We start from the raw sequence: 12,677 nt of genomic DNA, 5'->3' as shown, positions 1-12,677 counted from the left end.
GCAACAGGAGGAGAGGGTATGAATCCCCTCTCCCGCCTCCCACGCTTGTTTCTCATCCTGGCCCCGTATACTCGGCCTGGTGCTGGGCCGTTATGTCCTGAAAGAGGTCCTGGTCCCCTACCTGGTGGGGGTCTTGCTCTTCGTGGCCCTCCTCACCTTTGATCTCCTCTCCAGCCTCTCCGGGGTGCTCCTGAGCCGAGGGGCTGGTGCAGGGGCCATCCTGACCCTCATCCTCTACCGCCTCCCCTGGACCCTGAGCCTGGCCCTTCCCTTGGGCTTGGTCTTCGCCATCCTGGTGGGCCTGGCCCGCCTCATCCGAGGCTCGGAGCTGAAGGCGGCCTACGCCGCCGGCGTACCCCCCTGGGCCCTTCTGAAACCCCTGGCGCTTTTGGCCCTGCTGGTGGGTCTTTTCAACCTCCTCAACCTGGCGGAGCTTCGCCCCAGGGCCCTCGAGGCCTACGACCAACACCTGGCCCGGCTCCTTTACGGGGAAGGAGGTCTAAGCGGGGTGTTGCGCAAGCAGCTCTACGCGGCGGAAGGCCTTGGAGTCTACTATGCGGAAGAGGTCCGGCCCGAGGTGGGGCAAAACCGCCTTTACGGCATCCGGGTGGTGGACGAGGGGGGCCGGGTCTATAGCGGCCAGGAAGGGGTGTGGGACAAGGAAGGGTGGCACTTCCGCGGGTACGTCCTGGAGGGGGGAAAGCCCAAGCCCTTTGCCGGCACCCTCCCCTTTCCCACCCAGTTCCGCCCCAAGGAAAGCCTGGGCTCCCGCGATCCCTATGACTCCACCACCCTGAGGGAGCTTTGGGAGCGAAGCCGGGTGGAAAGCGGGGCCCGCTTTGCCTTTTACCGCCGGCTGGCGGATGCCCTGGGGGGTTTCTTCCTGGGCCTGGTGGCGGCCGCCTTGGGCCTTTCCTTCCGGGAGGCCGCCTGGGCTTTCCTTAGCATCGTCCTCCTCATCTTCGGCTACTACGTGCTTTGGACCCTGAGCGCCCAGCTTGCCCGCTACGACGTGAACCCCCTCCTGGCCTTCCTCCCCAACGCCTTCTTCGCCGCCTTGGCCCTTTCCCTGACCTGGAGGCTTAGATGACGACCCTGGACCGCTACCTCCTGCGCGAGGTCCTGGCCCACTTCAGCGTGGGGCTTGCCATCATCGTCCTCCTCTTCCTGGCAGGTGCGGTCTACGAGGTGCTGGCCCCCCTGGTGGCCAAGGGTGCGGATCCTTACACCCTTCTTCTCTACCTCCTCTACCGCACCCCCGAGGCCTTGGTACGGGGGGCCCCCGTAGCCTACCTCTTCGCCCTCCTCTTCCTCCTCTCCCGCCTGGCCGAGGACTCGGAACTAAAAGCCCTTCTCGCTTTGGGCATCCGGCGGGAACGGGTCCTCTTCCCCTTCTTGGCCCTGGGAGGGATTCTGGCCCTTTTGGGCTTCGCCATGGGCGAAAGCCTGGTGCCCAAGGCCCTGGCAGCGGGGCAGGACCTCCTCCGCAGGCAGGTGCTGGAAAAGCCCAGGACCCTGCTCACCCCGGGCACCACCTTCCAGGACGCCAGGGGTAGGGTGGTCTACGTGGGGGAGGTGGCCCGGGACAGGATCGGAAAGCTTAGAATCCTTTCGCAGGAAGAGGTGGTCCTGGCGGAGGAGGGAAGGTTCCAAGGAGGGGTCTTGCAGGTGGAAAAGGGCTTAAGGGTTACCTACGAGGGGAACAGGCCCAGAACCCTGACCCACTTCCAGGAAGGGGAGCTGGTCCTTAAGGACCTCACCTTTGAGCCCTGGCAGAACCCCGCCAACCGCATGACCCTAAGGGAGCTAAAACAGGAGGTGGAAAGGCTTAAGCAGGCGGGGGTGAAGGCGGGCCTCGAGGCCACCACCTACCACCGCCGCTTTGCTGAACCCGCCGCCAGCCTCATCTTCGCCCTTTTCGCCGTGGGGCTTGCCTTTTACCTCCTAGGGGGGTCCAGGAGCCTGGGGCTTGTGGGGGTGGCGGTCCTCACCTTCTTCTACTACGCCACCTGGAGCGTGGGGCGGATCATGGGGGAGCAAAACGCCCTAAACCCCCTTCTGGCCGCCTGGGGGCCCAACCTGGTCTACGGGCTCCTGGGCCTCCTTCTCTTCCTGGGAGGGCGGAGGTGAAGGTCCTTGCCCTGGCCCTGGTCCTCCTTTGCCTTTGGAGTCCTGTCTGGGCCCAGGGTCAGGGGCAAAGCCCGGATCCTGGGAAGGTCTTGAAGGTCCTGGAAGCGGAGAAGCTGGAGCTTAGGCAAGAAGGAGACGAAGAGGTCTACGTGCTCACGGGCAGTCCCGTGCGCCTGGAACGGGATGGGGAGGCCATTGAGGCGGGAAGGGTGATCTATTTCCGCACCCGAAAGCTCCTTTTCCTCTCGGAGGGGGTACGCTACCGGGACCGGGAGGGGAGGCTCGTGGAGGCGGAGGAGCTCCAGCTAGGCCTCTCCGACGAAAGCTTTGACGCCCTCGAGGTGCGCATCGAGGCCAAGGACCTCCTCCTCACCGGCCCCCTTTGCCAACGGGTGGCGGGGGCCATCCTCCTGGAACGGGGCTACGCCACCCCCTGTGTCCCTTGCGGCCAAGAGGTGCCCGACTACGCCTTCCGTGCCCGGGAGATCGTCCTTTACCTGGGGGACCGGGTGGTGGCCCGGGGGGTGGTGCTCCTGATTCAGGAAAAGCCCGTTTTGGAGCTTCCGGTCCTCCTCCTTTTCCTATCGGAGCGCCAACCCCGGTTTGAGGTGGGCCAGGACGACGGCGGGTTTTACCTGAAGGCCGCCTTGCCCTACGTGGCCGAGTTCGGCCTGGGGTTCACCCTCCTTTCCTACTACCAGGGCCGGGGCTACGGCTTCGGCTTTGACCACTACGGCACCGGGGAGGCCAAGGAACGCTACTTCTTCCTCCACACCCCCCCGGATACCTTCCAGTACCGGGGGGAGTACGCCCTAAAGCGGCAGGACTTCTCCCTAAGCGCCCTTTTGGAGCGGGACGACACCCGGGATAAACTCAGCCGCTTCCGCCTGGAAGCCCTTTTGCCCGGTACCCCCACCCCTCAGGACTGGCGCTACCTGGTAAGGGCGGAGGGCTTTTGGGACCACGACCCCACTACCCCGCCCCCCCGCACCCTCCAGCGCCTACCCGAGGCGGAGGCCCAAAGCCCCGTGCTCCGGGAAGGCCCCTTCAGCGTCCAAGCAGGCCTTATCGTAGGCCGCTACCTGGCGGAAACCAACCCCCTAAACCGCTCCGCCCGGGCCCTTGGGCCCTATGCCGAGGCGGGAAGGGCTCTTCTCACCCACACGGAAAGCCTTTTCCTTTACCCTTGGCCTGGGGCCACCTTCAGGGCGGAAAACCGCTTCCGGGGCTTTTACTACACCACCCAAAACCCCGATGGCGAGCACGAGCGGCAGATCGACTGGGCCACTTCCGCCAGCCTGCGACAAAGCTTGGGTGGGTTCAGCGTGGAGGTGGGCTATCTCCGAAGCATCCAGGAGGGGGAAACCCCCTTCCGCTTTGACGCCTTACCGCAAAGGCGGAGCCACCAGGCCACCCTGGCCTTGGGTTTCCAGGAAAGACCCTTGAACCTAAGCCTTAAGGGGGGCAGGGACCTGGAGAAAGGAAGGTACCTCCCCGTGGAGGCCCAAGCCTCCCTGCAGGACCCGGGTTTTGGGCTGATCCTCTACCACAAGCGGGGCCTCGAGGGGGAAGGCCCCCTGGAAACCCGCCTGGAGGCGGGCCTCACCCCCTACCCCTTCTCCCTCAGGGCGAGCCTCCGCTTTGACCACCAAAGGACCTTCTTTGACCCCCTCCTCCTCCAGGCGGGCTACGCCCTCCCCGGAGGAAGCCTGAACCTCAGCCACCGCCACGGCCTTAACGGGGAAGGCCCCCTCACCACGGACCTCAACTTCTCCCTACGGGAAGGGACCACCGCCTACACCCTAAGGGCCCTTAGGGACTGGCAGAAGGGCACCCTGGGCCTCCAGGGGCAGGGCATTTTCGGTCCGGAAAGCCTTTCCCTCCAGGCCACCTGGGACCCCACAGCCTTGGCCTACACCCTGGGCTACCGCTCGGGAAGCCTTCCCGGGCCCCTTCTGGACCTGGCCCTTTCTGGCCGGTACCAGGAGGGCTTTAGGGCCACGAACCTGCGCCTTGGCCTTACCCAGGCCCAGCCCGAGGTGTCCTTCCGCCTAAGCGCCAACCTCCACCTGCCCGAGGTGGAGGACCGGGAAACCTACCTCAAGGACGCCACCTTCAGTGGGGGCATGGAGCTTTGGCAGCCCACCCCCGCAGACGAAAGGGGGGAAGGGGCCATCCCCGGGCTTTCCCTCTCGGGGAACCTCACCTACCTGCGCCAACCGCAAAGGCCCGAGGGGTATGGCCTCGCCTTGCGCAACTTCGGGCCCACCTTCACCTTCCTTGGCCGGGAGAACACCAAGCTTCACCTCTCCGCCCTCCTCACGCAGAACCTTCCCGGGGAGCCCTTAAAGCCCCGGTTTATCCTGGTCCTGGACCGGTGTTGCTGGGCCATGCGCTTCACCCTGGACGCCGCCAGGGGAAGTGTGGGCCTGGCCTTCCTCTACGGGGGACAGGCGGCGGGCCTTCTCCTTTCCGAGGAGGGCGTGAAGCTGGGAGGTGGCCGGTGAAACGGTTAGGGCTTACCCACCTGGTTTTGGGCAGTTTGGCCCTTTTCCTAAGCGCCTGCACGGGAAGCCAGGAGCCTCCCCTGCCTGCCCTGGTGGCCATGGGGGGAGGGGGGGAGGTGCGCTTCTTTCGGGCCCGGGAGCTCCAAGGGGGTACGGCCACGCCCGTGGAAACCTGGGACACCCCAGGCCTGCAGGACCTGGCCTACACCAACGCATCCCAGAGGCTTTACCTTCTCTTCCCCGACCGCCTCGAGGCCTACCCCACCCAGGGCTTCAGCGAAGGCGCCGCACCCCAGCCTTCCCCCACCACGGCGGCCTTCCCGAACGGGGTGGACTGCTCGGAGGGCTATTTGCGGCTTGGGCAAAACCAGCTCCTCGCCCACTGCCCCAGGGCAGGCCGGGCCTTCCTCTGGAGCCTGGAGGGCACGGGGGGCTTGGAGGAAGCGGACCTCACGGGCCTTCCCCCCGGGGTGCGCCTGGCCCTCTTCGCCCAGGGAACCCTGGACCTCCTGGCCTACATGAGCCAACAAGCCCTGGGCTACCGTCCTGCCCTAAATCCCACCGGCACCCCCAGCCTGGAGAAACCCCTGGACCCCCAGGCGGGCCAAGGACCCTATGACCTCCAGCTAGACCGCCTTCAGGGACGGCTTCTCGGGCTTGCCGCCACCCTGGCCGAGGTGCGGCTTTACACCCTGGAAGGGGGGTCCCTCTCAAGCCGCAAGGTTCTGGGGGATTTTCCCCAAGAAAGCCGCCTGGCCCTGGACCCCGTGGGGGGAGGGGTGGCCTATGGGCAAGGGTTCCAGGTGCTCTTTCCCCGAGAGTCCCCCGTGCAGCCGCCCTTCCGCACCTACACCGCTGGGCTCGTGGGCCAGGACGGTTACCTTTACCTGGTGCAGGGGCAAACCCTGGAAGTCTACGATCTGGTGCCCTCCCCGCCCCTCTTCCTCCGCAACCAAGGTTTGGGCTTTAGCCCCACTTCCCTGGCCTTCATCCCGGTAGAATGAGGCATGCTCCAAGGTAAAGCCTTCTTGGTCACGGGGGCGGGGGGCGCCTTGGCCCGGGCGGTGATCCCCGCCCTGCACAGGGGCGGGGCCCGGCTTTTCCTCTCCGACCCCCGGGGGGAAAGGATGGCGGAACGGGCAAAGGAGTACGGCGCCCAAACCTTTGTGGCCGACCTCACCCGGCTGGAGGAGGCTGAGGCCCTGGCACGCTTTGTGGAGGGCCAGACCCCCCTTTTCGGGGTGGTGCACACCGTGGGCGGGTTCGCCGCCGGGCGCTTTTTGGACTCGGACCCCGGGCTTTACGACTGGCTTCTGGACCTAAACCTGCGCACCACCTTTAACCTCCTAAGGGCCACCTTGCCCTACATGGAAGCCCGCCGGGAAGGCTTTTTCGCCGCCATCGCCGCCGGAACCGCCTGGACGGGGTCTGGCCCGGGAAGGGCCCTCTATACCGTGGCCAAAACCGCCCTGGCAAGCCTCCTCCGCTCCTTGCAAGGGGAGGTGGAAGGGGTGCGCTTCCTCATCCTCTACCCCATGGGCACCCTGGACACCGAGGCCAACCGCAAGGCCATGCCCGAAGCCGACCCTAGCCGCTGGATCACCCCCGAACTTCTGGCCGAGGCCCTCCTCCTGGCCGCCACCGCTAGGGGGGGAAGGCTTTTGGAGCTTCCCATCTACCCCCCCATCTAGCCCCCAGGTACGCCCCCAAGAAGTCCGCCAAAAGGTCTAGGCCGAAGGCCTCCCGCCCCGGGACAAAGCTTTGGTGCCACTCGTCCACCACCCCGTAGAGGGCCGCCAGGAAAAAGGCGGGGCGGAAGTCCCTAAGGGCTACCCCCAGGAGAAAACCTAAAAGCCCATAGGCCAAGAAGTGGGCCCCCTTGTCCCAAGGATGGGGCAGGCCCACCCCCGTGGCGGGCTGGCTGGAAAGCCACCAGAGTAGCCCCATCTCCCCCAGGGCCAAGAGGGCGGCCAGAAGGCGCCAGGGGCTAGGCACCCTCTTCCTCCACCAGCTCCCAAAGCACCCCGAGGCCAAAGCTGGGGTGGAGGAAGGCCACCCGGTGGCCCCCAAAGCCGGGCCGGGGCACCTCGTCTACCAGCCTGGCCCCTTCCGCCTTAAGCCGGGCAAGTTCCTCCTCTATTCGGGGGGTGGCAAAGGCCAGGTGGTGGAGCCCAGGACCCCGCCTCTCCAAAAAGCGCCCCACCGGGGTATCAGGGCCCAGGGGAGCCAAAAGCTCCAAAAGGGCTTCCCCTTCCCCCTTCAGCATGGCTACCCGCACCCCCTGGCCCGCCACCTCCCCTTCCGCCACCACGCCATAGCCCAAAAGCAGGTAGCGGGCTTTGGCCTCCTCCAAGTCCTCCACGGCGATGCCCACGTGATGAAGTCGCATGGGAAGATTCTATAGGTCGTACCAGGGGGGCTTCCCCCGGTAAAGCTCAAGTTCCTGGAAAATCTCTTCCTTGCCCGCCTCCTCGAGGCGGATCACCTGGGGCGGGCAGCTTTCCACGCAGGCCCCACACCCCGTGCACGCCTCCACCTTGAGCCTGAGCACATACTCCTCCCCCTCCCGCACCCTATAGACCGCCTCCGTGGGGCAGACGTTGGTGCAGACTGGGCAAAGGGTGCACCCCTCCTCCACCCGGATCCTGGGCCAACGCACCTCCTCTGCCCGCTTGGCCGCAAGGAGGCGCAGGCGAAGCTCCGCCGGCAGGCCCTTCTCCTCCGGTTCCGCGGCCAGGGGAGGCTCGGGCACCAGGTCGGCGGCGGTGCGCTTGGCGCTTCCCAAAAGGGCCTGGAAAAGCTCCCTACGGCCCACCTTCTCCCCGGGGAGTTCCCCCTCCAGGATTTCCACCTCCACGGGGTGGTAGCGCTGAGCCTCCTCCACCATGCGCTGGAGGTGCTCGGGCACGAAAGGCCCCCCGATCCTACAGCTAGCGCACTCCCCCCGGGCCAGAACAACCCTGCCAAAGCGGCTTCCCGCCTCCGCCAAAAGCCCTGGGGTCAGGCGGCCCAGGCACAAGACCTCCTCCCCCTTGCCCTCCGCCTTGGAGCAACGGATCTGCCCCTTGCCCCGGATCAGGGCCTCCTGAATACCCCCCAAAGGGTACTCCAGGGCCACCCCCGGGCACACCCCCGTGCACAGGCCGCACCCGGTGCAGAGTACCTCATCCAGCTCCACCCGGAAGCTTTCCAGATGCACCGCTCCCTTAGGGCAGACCTGGTAACAGCGGTCACACCCCCCCACGCTGTTCTTGTAGAGGAGGCAACGGGCCTCGGTGTAACGGGGCCTAGGGTCGGTGGCCTTGAGGAAGGCGTTCAGGAGGTTATCCAAAAAGCCCATCTACGCTCCCAGGAGGTCCTCTATGGCCCGCAGGAAGTCCTCAAACTGGCGGAAGTCCATCTGCTGCTGGTTGTCGGAAAGGGCCACCTTGGGGTTAGGGTGGACCTCCACGTGCACCCCATCCGCCCCCACCGCCAAGGCCGCCCGGGCCAGGGGAGCTAGAAGATCTGTGCGCCCGGCGGCGTGGGTCACGTCCACCACCACCGGCAGGTGGGTTTCCTGCTTGGCCAAGGCCACGGCGGAAAGGTCCAGGGTGTTTCGCGTCCAGCGCTCAAAGGTGCGGATCCCCCTTTCCGCCAGGATCACCTGCTCGTTCCCCTGGCTAAGGATGTACTCGGCGGCATAGAACCATTCCTCCATGGTGGCGGCAAGCCCGCGCTTCAGGAGAACGGGCTTGCCCGAGCGGCCCACCTCTTTAAGGAGGGCGAAGTTTTGCATGTTCCGAGCCCCTATCTGGAGGATATCCGCATACTCCGCCACCACCTCCACATCCCGGGTGTCCATGACCTCGGTGACGAAGACCATGCCAAAGGCATCCGCCGCCTTGCGCCCCAGCCTAAGCCCCTCCACCCCCAGGCCCTGGAAGCCATAGGGGCTCGTCCGGGGCTTAAAGGCCCCACCCCTTAGCACCCTGACCCCTTTACCCGAAAGGAAGCGGGCCGTTTCCCACATCTGCTCCTCGGACTCTATGGAGCAGGGGCCGGCGATGAGGAGAGGCTTTTCCCCAAAGACCACCTCCCCCACCCGCACCCGGGTGGGCTCGGGCTTGTGCTTGCGGGAGTAGAGGAACTTTTTCTGATCTTGGCGCTCCTCGAGGTCCAGGCTGGCCTTGAAGATCTCTTTAAATAGCTTCCGGATGGTTTCCGCAGGGAACGGGCCGGGGTTCTCCGCGGTGAGGTAGGCCAGCATCTCCTCCTCTCGCTTGGGGTCGTAGTGGGGTAGGCCCACCTCGGTCTGGATGCGGCCAATCTCCTGCACCAACCTCCCCCTTTCGGAAAGCAGGCGCAGGATCTCCCGGTTCACCCGGTCCACCTCTTTGCGCAGGGCCAGGATGCGCTCGTCCATGGGTTATTCTATGGGGCAAAGCCCCTTGGGGTGTCAAGCGGCTTCCTCTTTAGGCCTAGCCCGCTCCGCTACCCGGGCCACCACCACGGAAATCCAATACAGGACCAGAAGAGGCCCGGTGACGATGGCCAAGGAAACCACGTCCACCGTGGGGGTGATGACCGCCGCCAGGGTAAGGAGGAGGACCACGGCGATCCGCCAGTTGCGGGCCAAAAAGGCCGAGGAAAGGATGCCGAGCCGGGCCAGCAGGTAGCTCACCACCGGCATCTCAAAGACCAGGCCCATGACGGTCATCATCATGAGAACCTGGCCCATGTAGCGGCCGATGGAGATCTGCGGGGTGATGACACCCCCCAGAAAACCCAGGAGGAAGGGGATGGCGAAGGGCAGGAAGCCGTAGTAGGCGAAAAGGGCTCCTAAGGCAAAGCTAAACCCAGCCCCCAGCAAAAAGGGCCCCGCCAAACGCTTCTCGTGCTCGTAAAGCCCGGGGGCGATGAAGGCCCAGACCTGGTAGACGATAAATGGCAGGGCCAGAACGAGCCCTCCAAAGGCCGCCACCTTCAAGGAGACCAAGAAGGGCTCGGTGATATCCAAGACGATGAGGTTCACCTGAATGTTGTTCTGCTTGGCCGCCAGGTCCAAAGGCCTCTTCAGCCACTCCAGGAGCTGGACCCGGAAGCTCCAGGCCACCCCCGTGCCCACCACCCAGGCCAACAGGGACCAGAGGATGCGGGTCCGGAGCTCCTCGAGGTGTTCAACCAGGGGTGCTTCCTTCAAACCTTACGCTCCTCTTGGGGTTCGGAAACCTCGGGGGCCTTGCTGGAAGGGGCCTCGGACACCGGTTTAAGCTCCTCCCTAGCCAACCTAGCCCCTTCGGGGCCCTTATCCTCCCTAGCCAGCCTAGCCCCTTCGGGGCCCTTATCTTCCCGTATGTCCACGCTCTTCTCCAGCTCCTCGCGAATCTCCTGGGCCCCCCGCTTGAACTCGCGGATGCTCTGGCCCAAAGAGCGGCCCAGCTCGGGAAGCTTCTTGGGCCCGAAGATGAGGAGGGCCACCACCAGGATCACCAGGATTTCCGGCATGCCCAGGTTCATACTCCCCAGTTTACCACCTGGCCTGAAATGAGGGTGAAGCCTTTCTTATCCTTCCCCACCCCGGCCTTGGGAAAGGGGTGGCACCGGGCTGGGATCAGCCCTCCTCCCGTTTCTTGCGGGCATAGCCCAATAGGTTCCGCTGCCGCTCCCGGGCGATGGCCAAGGCATCCTCGGGCACATCGTGGGTGACCACGCTTCCCGCCCCCACCATGGCCCCATCCCCCACCCGCACCGGGGCCACCAAGACGCTATTGGATCCGATAAAGGCCCCTTTGCCGATGAAGGTCTTGTGCTTGCGCTTGCCGTCGTAGTTGGCGGTGATGACCCCGGCCCCGATGTTGGTGCCCTCCCCCACCTCAGCATCCCCCAGGTAGGCCAGGTGCCCCGCCTTGACCCCGGGGTGGAGGAGGCTATTCTTCACCTCCACGAAGTTGCCCACGTGGACCCCTTCCTTAAGGACCGCCCCCGGGCGTAGCCGGGCAAAGGGCCCAGCGTCGGCCCCGCTGCCGATCACCGCCCCCTGGGCCACGGTGTGGGCCTGGACCCGGGCCCCGGGTTCCAAGAGGGTGTCTTCCAGAATGGCATAGGGCCCCACCTCCGCCCCCTCGCCGATCCGGGTCTTACCCTTAAGCACCACCCCCGGCCAAAGGGTCACATCGGGGGCCAGTTCCACGCTGGCCTCCAGGTAGATGCTCTCGGGCAGGATCATCCGCACCCCCCTTCGCATCCACTCCCGGCGCAAGGCGTGCAGGAGTACCCCTTCCACCCGGGCCAGTTCCTCCCTGGTGTTCACCCCCAGGGCCTCCTCCGCCACCCCCTTTACCGCCACCACCCTCCGCCCCTTTTTCCGGTAGATGCCGATAAGATCGGGCAGGTAGTACTCCCGGGCGGCGTTTTCGTTCCCCACCTCCTTAAGGGCCTGGAAGAGGAGGCCGTCAAAGGCGTAGGCTCCGGCGTTCACCTCCCTGATGGCCTTCACCTCCGGGGTAGCGTCCTTCTCCTCCACGTTGCCCAAGACCTCCTCCCCTTGGCGCAGGATGCGGCCATAGCCGGTGGGGTCTTCTAGCTCCACGGTGAGGAGGGCCATCCCCGCCCCCTCCTCTACCCTCTCCAGAAGAGCCCTAAGGGTTTCCGGGCGCAGAAGGGGGGTATCCCCCTGGGTGACCAAAATGGGCCCAGGGAATCCCCTCAAGAAGGCTTCCGCCTGCAAGAGGGCGTGGGCGGTACCCAGCTGCTCCCCTTGCACCGCCACCTCCACCGGATAGCCCTTTAAGGCCTCCACCACCTGTTCGGCCCCATGGCCCACCACCACCACCAGCTTCTCCGGAGCCAAGGCCAAGGCCGTGTCTACCCCATAGGCCAGCATGGGCTTGCCCAAAAGGGGATGGAGCACCTTGGGCAGGCGGGACTTCATGCGGGTCCCCTGCCCCGCGGCCAGGATCACATGGGCGTGCATAGGGTCATTTTAGGCTAGGTGTGGTCCTGAACCACCTCGAGGCCCACCCCCTCCAGCTCCCGCACCAAGGCCCGCACCACCGCCTTCACCCCCTCGGTGATGAGGGGGCTACCGAAGCGGCTCACCCCCGCAAAGACCCCTTTGGCGCTTCTTCTCACCTCCAAGAGCACGTCCTGGGTGAGGTCCTCCTCCTCCACATGGGTGAGGACATAAACGCCCTCCTCCCCCCGGGCCACCTCCAAAAAGACGGCCACCCCGCCCGGAACCACCACGGGGGCCTTAACCAAGACGAACTTTTCCGGAAGATTTCCCCTTAAGAGGGCATGGGCCACCTGATACCTCCTTATGGGCGGCCAAGGCGTGGGATCCTCGGCCACCTTGGTGAAGACCGCATGGAAAAAGGTGCGGCCTGCCTCCCGCCACTTGAGGGCGTACTTGGTGCGGAGATGGGCCTCGGGAGGGTCCTTCACCTCCACCCGGTAAAGCCCGGTTCGTTCCGCCTCCTCCAGGGCGAAGCGGAAATACTCCTCGTGGTCGGTGGTGAGAAGGAGGTCCCCGCCCTCCCCAAGCCGGGTGGAAAGCCTGCGGAAAAAGCCCTCCTGCAAAAGGCGCTTCTTCTGGTGGCGCTTTTTGGGCCAAGGGTCGGGGAAGTTGACGATCACCCGTCTAAGGCTTCCCGGCGGCACCAGGTTCCGTAGGGCGAAGGGGCCTTGTCCGTGGTAAAGGCGCACGTTTCCTATCCCTTCGCGCTTCAGGCGCCGGTAGGCCCTTTGGACGCTGGCCGCCGAAACCTCGGCCCCCAGGATGAGCCAGTGGGGGTGGGCCTTGGCCAGCTCCGCGGTAAAACGGCCATCGCCAAAGCCCACCTCGAGGACCAGAGGCCCTTCCCGACCGAATAGATCCCCTACCTTCGGGGGCCAAGAGGGAAGTAGGGCAGGCCGCACCAACACGGAGGAAGATTATAGGCGTTTTCAAATCCCTTCGTTTGCTACTTGACACCACTAGCAGACATGAGAGATAAGGGGGGGTGCCATGCGCAACGATCGTGAGCACCCCCTCTACTATCTTGACGCAGAAACCCTCTT

At 65.3% G+C, this 12,677-nt stretch carries 12 protein-coding genes and 1 pseudogene; 5 read left to right on the top strand and 8 right to left on the bottom strand.

Annotated elements, in window-relative coordinates:
• The first annotated feature begins 79 nt into the window (after positions 1-79).
• Genes DK874_RS10415 through DK874_RS10395 form a run of 5 tightly spaced genes read left to right on the top strand, consistent with a single transcriptional unit; the run spans position 80 to position 6,328 of the window.
• Entirely contained in the window at positions 80-1,090 is a 1,011-nt protein-coding gene (locus DK874_RS10415) for an LptF/LptG family permease (protein ID WP_114313962.1), read from the top strand.
• Positions 1,087-2,130, top strand: a complete 1,044-nt coding sequence (locus DK874_RS10410) for an LptF/LptG family permease (protein WP_114313961.1) — start codon at positions 1,087-1,089, stop codon at positions 2,128-2,130. The genes DK874_RS10415 and DK874_RS10410 overlap by 4 nt, the downstream gene beginning before the upstream one ends.
• The gene (locus DK874_RS10405) at positions 2,127-4,637 is read left to right on the top strand and encodes an LPS-assembly protein LptD (protein WP_439144808.1); all 2,511 of its coding nucleotides are present in this window, start codon (positions 2,127-2,129) and stop codon (positions 4,635-4,637) included. Before DK874_RS10410 ends, DK874_RS10405 begins: the two co-directional genes overlap by 4 nt.
• Positions 4,634-5,641 (top strand): hypothetical protein, encoded by a 1,008-nt coding sequence (locus DK874_RS10400; protein ID WP_240307657.1) that lies wholly within the window; start codon positions 4,634-4,636, stop codon positions 5,639-5,641. The genes DK874_RS10405 and DK874_RS10400 overlap by 4 nt, the downstream gene beginning before the upstream one ends.
• A gap of 3 nt (positions 5,642-5,644) precedes the next feature.
• Positions 5,645-6,328: an SDR family NAD(P)-dependent oxidoreductase gene (locus tag DK874_RS10395; protein ID WP_114313960.1), complete on the top strand. Its 684-nt coding sequence runs from the start codon at positions 5,645-5,647 to the stop codon at positions 6,326-6,328.
• Here the strand turns inward: DK874_RS10395 and DK874_RS10390 are convergent.
• The 8 genes and pseudogenes from DK874_RS10390 to trmB form a co-directional block, all read right to left on the bottom strand.
• Complete coding sequence (locus tag DK874_RS10390) at positions 6,282-6,584, bottom strand: VanZ family protein (protein WP_114313987.1); 303 nt, start codon at positions 6,582-6,584, stop codon at positions 6,282-6,284. The genes DK874_RS10395 and DK874_RS10390 overlap by 47 nt on opposite strands.
• A 40-nt stretch (positions 6,585-6,624) precedes the next feature.
• Positions 6,625-7,026 carry a methylmalonyl-CoA epimerase gene (gene mce, locus DK874_RS10385; protein WP_114313959.1) on the bottom strand — a complete coding sequence of 134 codons (402 nt, stop codon included), beginning with the start codon at positions 7,024-7,026 and terminating at the stop codon, positions 6,625-6,627.
• A gap of 9 nt (positions 7,027-7,035) precedes the next feature.
• Entirely contained in the window at positions 7,036-7,977 is a 942-nt protein-coding gene (locus DK874_RS10380; RefSeq protein ID WP_114313958.1) for a 4Fe-4S dicluster domain-containing protein, read from the bottom strand.
• Entirely contained in the window at positions 7,978-9,042 is a 1,065-nt protein-coding gene (locus DK874_RS10375) for a bifunctional 3-deoxy-7-phosphoheptulonate synthase/chorismate mutase (RefSeq protein WP_114313957.1), read from the bottom strand.
• Between the two features lie 33 nt (positions 9,043-9,075).
• Complete coding sequence (tatC, locus tag DK874_RS10370) at positions 9,076-9,819, bottom strand: twin-arginine translocase subunit TatC (RefSeq protein WP_114313956.1); 744 nt, start codon at positions 9,817-9,819, stop codon at positions 9,076-9,078.
• Between the two features lie 107 nt (positions 9,820-9,926).
• A pseudogene (locus tag DK874_RS11910) lies at positions 9,927-10,136 on the bottom strand (TatA/E family twin arginine-targeting protein translocase); the annotation flags it as partial.
• A gap of 94 nt (positions 10,137-10,230) precedes the next feature.
• Positions 10,231-11,592, bottom strand: coding sequence for a bifunctional UDP-N-acetylglucosamine diphosphorylase/glucosamine-1-phosphate N-acetyltransferase GlmU (glmU, locus tag DK874_RS10360; protein ID WP_114313954.1), 1,362 nt, complete (start codon positions 11,590-11,592; stop codon positions 10,231-10,233).
• A gap of 14 nt (positions 11,593-11,606) precedes the next feature.
• Positions 11,607-12,542 carry a tRNA (guanosine(46)-N7)-methyltransferase TrmB gene (gene trmB, locus DK874_RS10355; RefSeq protein WP_114313953.1) on the bottom strand — a complete coding sequence of 312 codons (936 nt, stop codon included), beginning with the start codon at positions 12,540-12,542 and terminating at the stop codon, positions 11,607-11,609.
• Between the last annotated feature and the right edge of the window lie 135 nt (positions 12,543-12,677).

Origin of the sequence: Thermus caldifontis (assembly GCF_003336745.1) — a bacterium.
GTDB lineage: Bacteria > Deinococcota > Deinococci > Deinococcales > Thermaceae > Thermus > Thermus caldifontis.
The sequence above is the reverse complement of the archived record's forward strand: the minus strand, read 5'-3'. Positions and strand labels throughout refer to the sequence as shown.

What these genes read in the sequence shown, in the direction of transcription:
- mce (WP_114313959.1), bottom strand. Translation starts at nt 7,026, where the DNA reads ATGCGACTTCATCACGTGGGCATCGCCGTGGAGGACTTGGAGGAGGCC.
- DK874_RS10390 (WP_114313987.1), bottom strand. Translation starts at nt 6,584, where the DNA reads ATGGGGCTACTCTGGTGGCTTTCCAGCCAGCCCGCCACGGGGGTGGGC.
- glmU (WP_114313954.1), bottom strand. Translation starts at nt 11,592, where the DNA reads ATGCACGCCCATGTGATCCTGGCCGCGGGGCAGGGGACCCGCATGAAG.
- DK874_RS10375 (WP_114313957.1), bottom strand. Translation starts at nt 9,042, where the DNA reads ATGGACGAGCGCATCCTGGCCCTGCGCAAAGAGGTGGACCGGGTGAAC.
- DK874_RS10380 (WP_114313958.1), bottom strand. Translation starts at nt 7,977, where the DNA reads ATGGGCTTTTTGGATAACCTCCTGAACGCCTTCCTCAAGGCCACCGAC.
- DK874_RS10410 (WP_114313961.1), top strand. Translation starts at nt 1,087, where the DNA reads ATGACGACCCTGGACCGCTACCTCCTGCGCGAGGTCCTGGCCCACTTC.
- DK874_RS10395 (WP_114313960.1), top strand. Translation starts at nt 5,645, where the DNA reads ATGCTCCAAGGTAAAGCCTTCTTGGTCACGGGGGCGGGGGGCGCCTTG.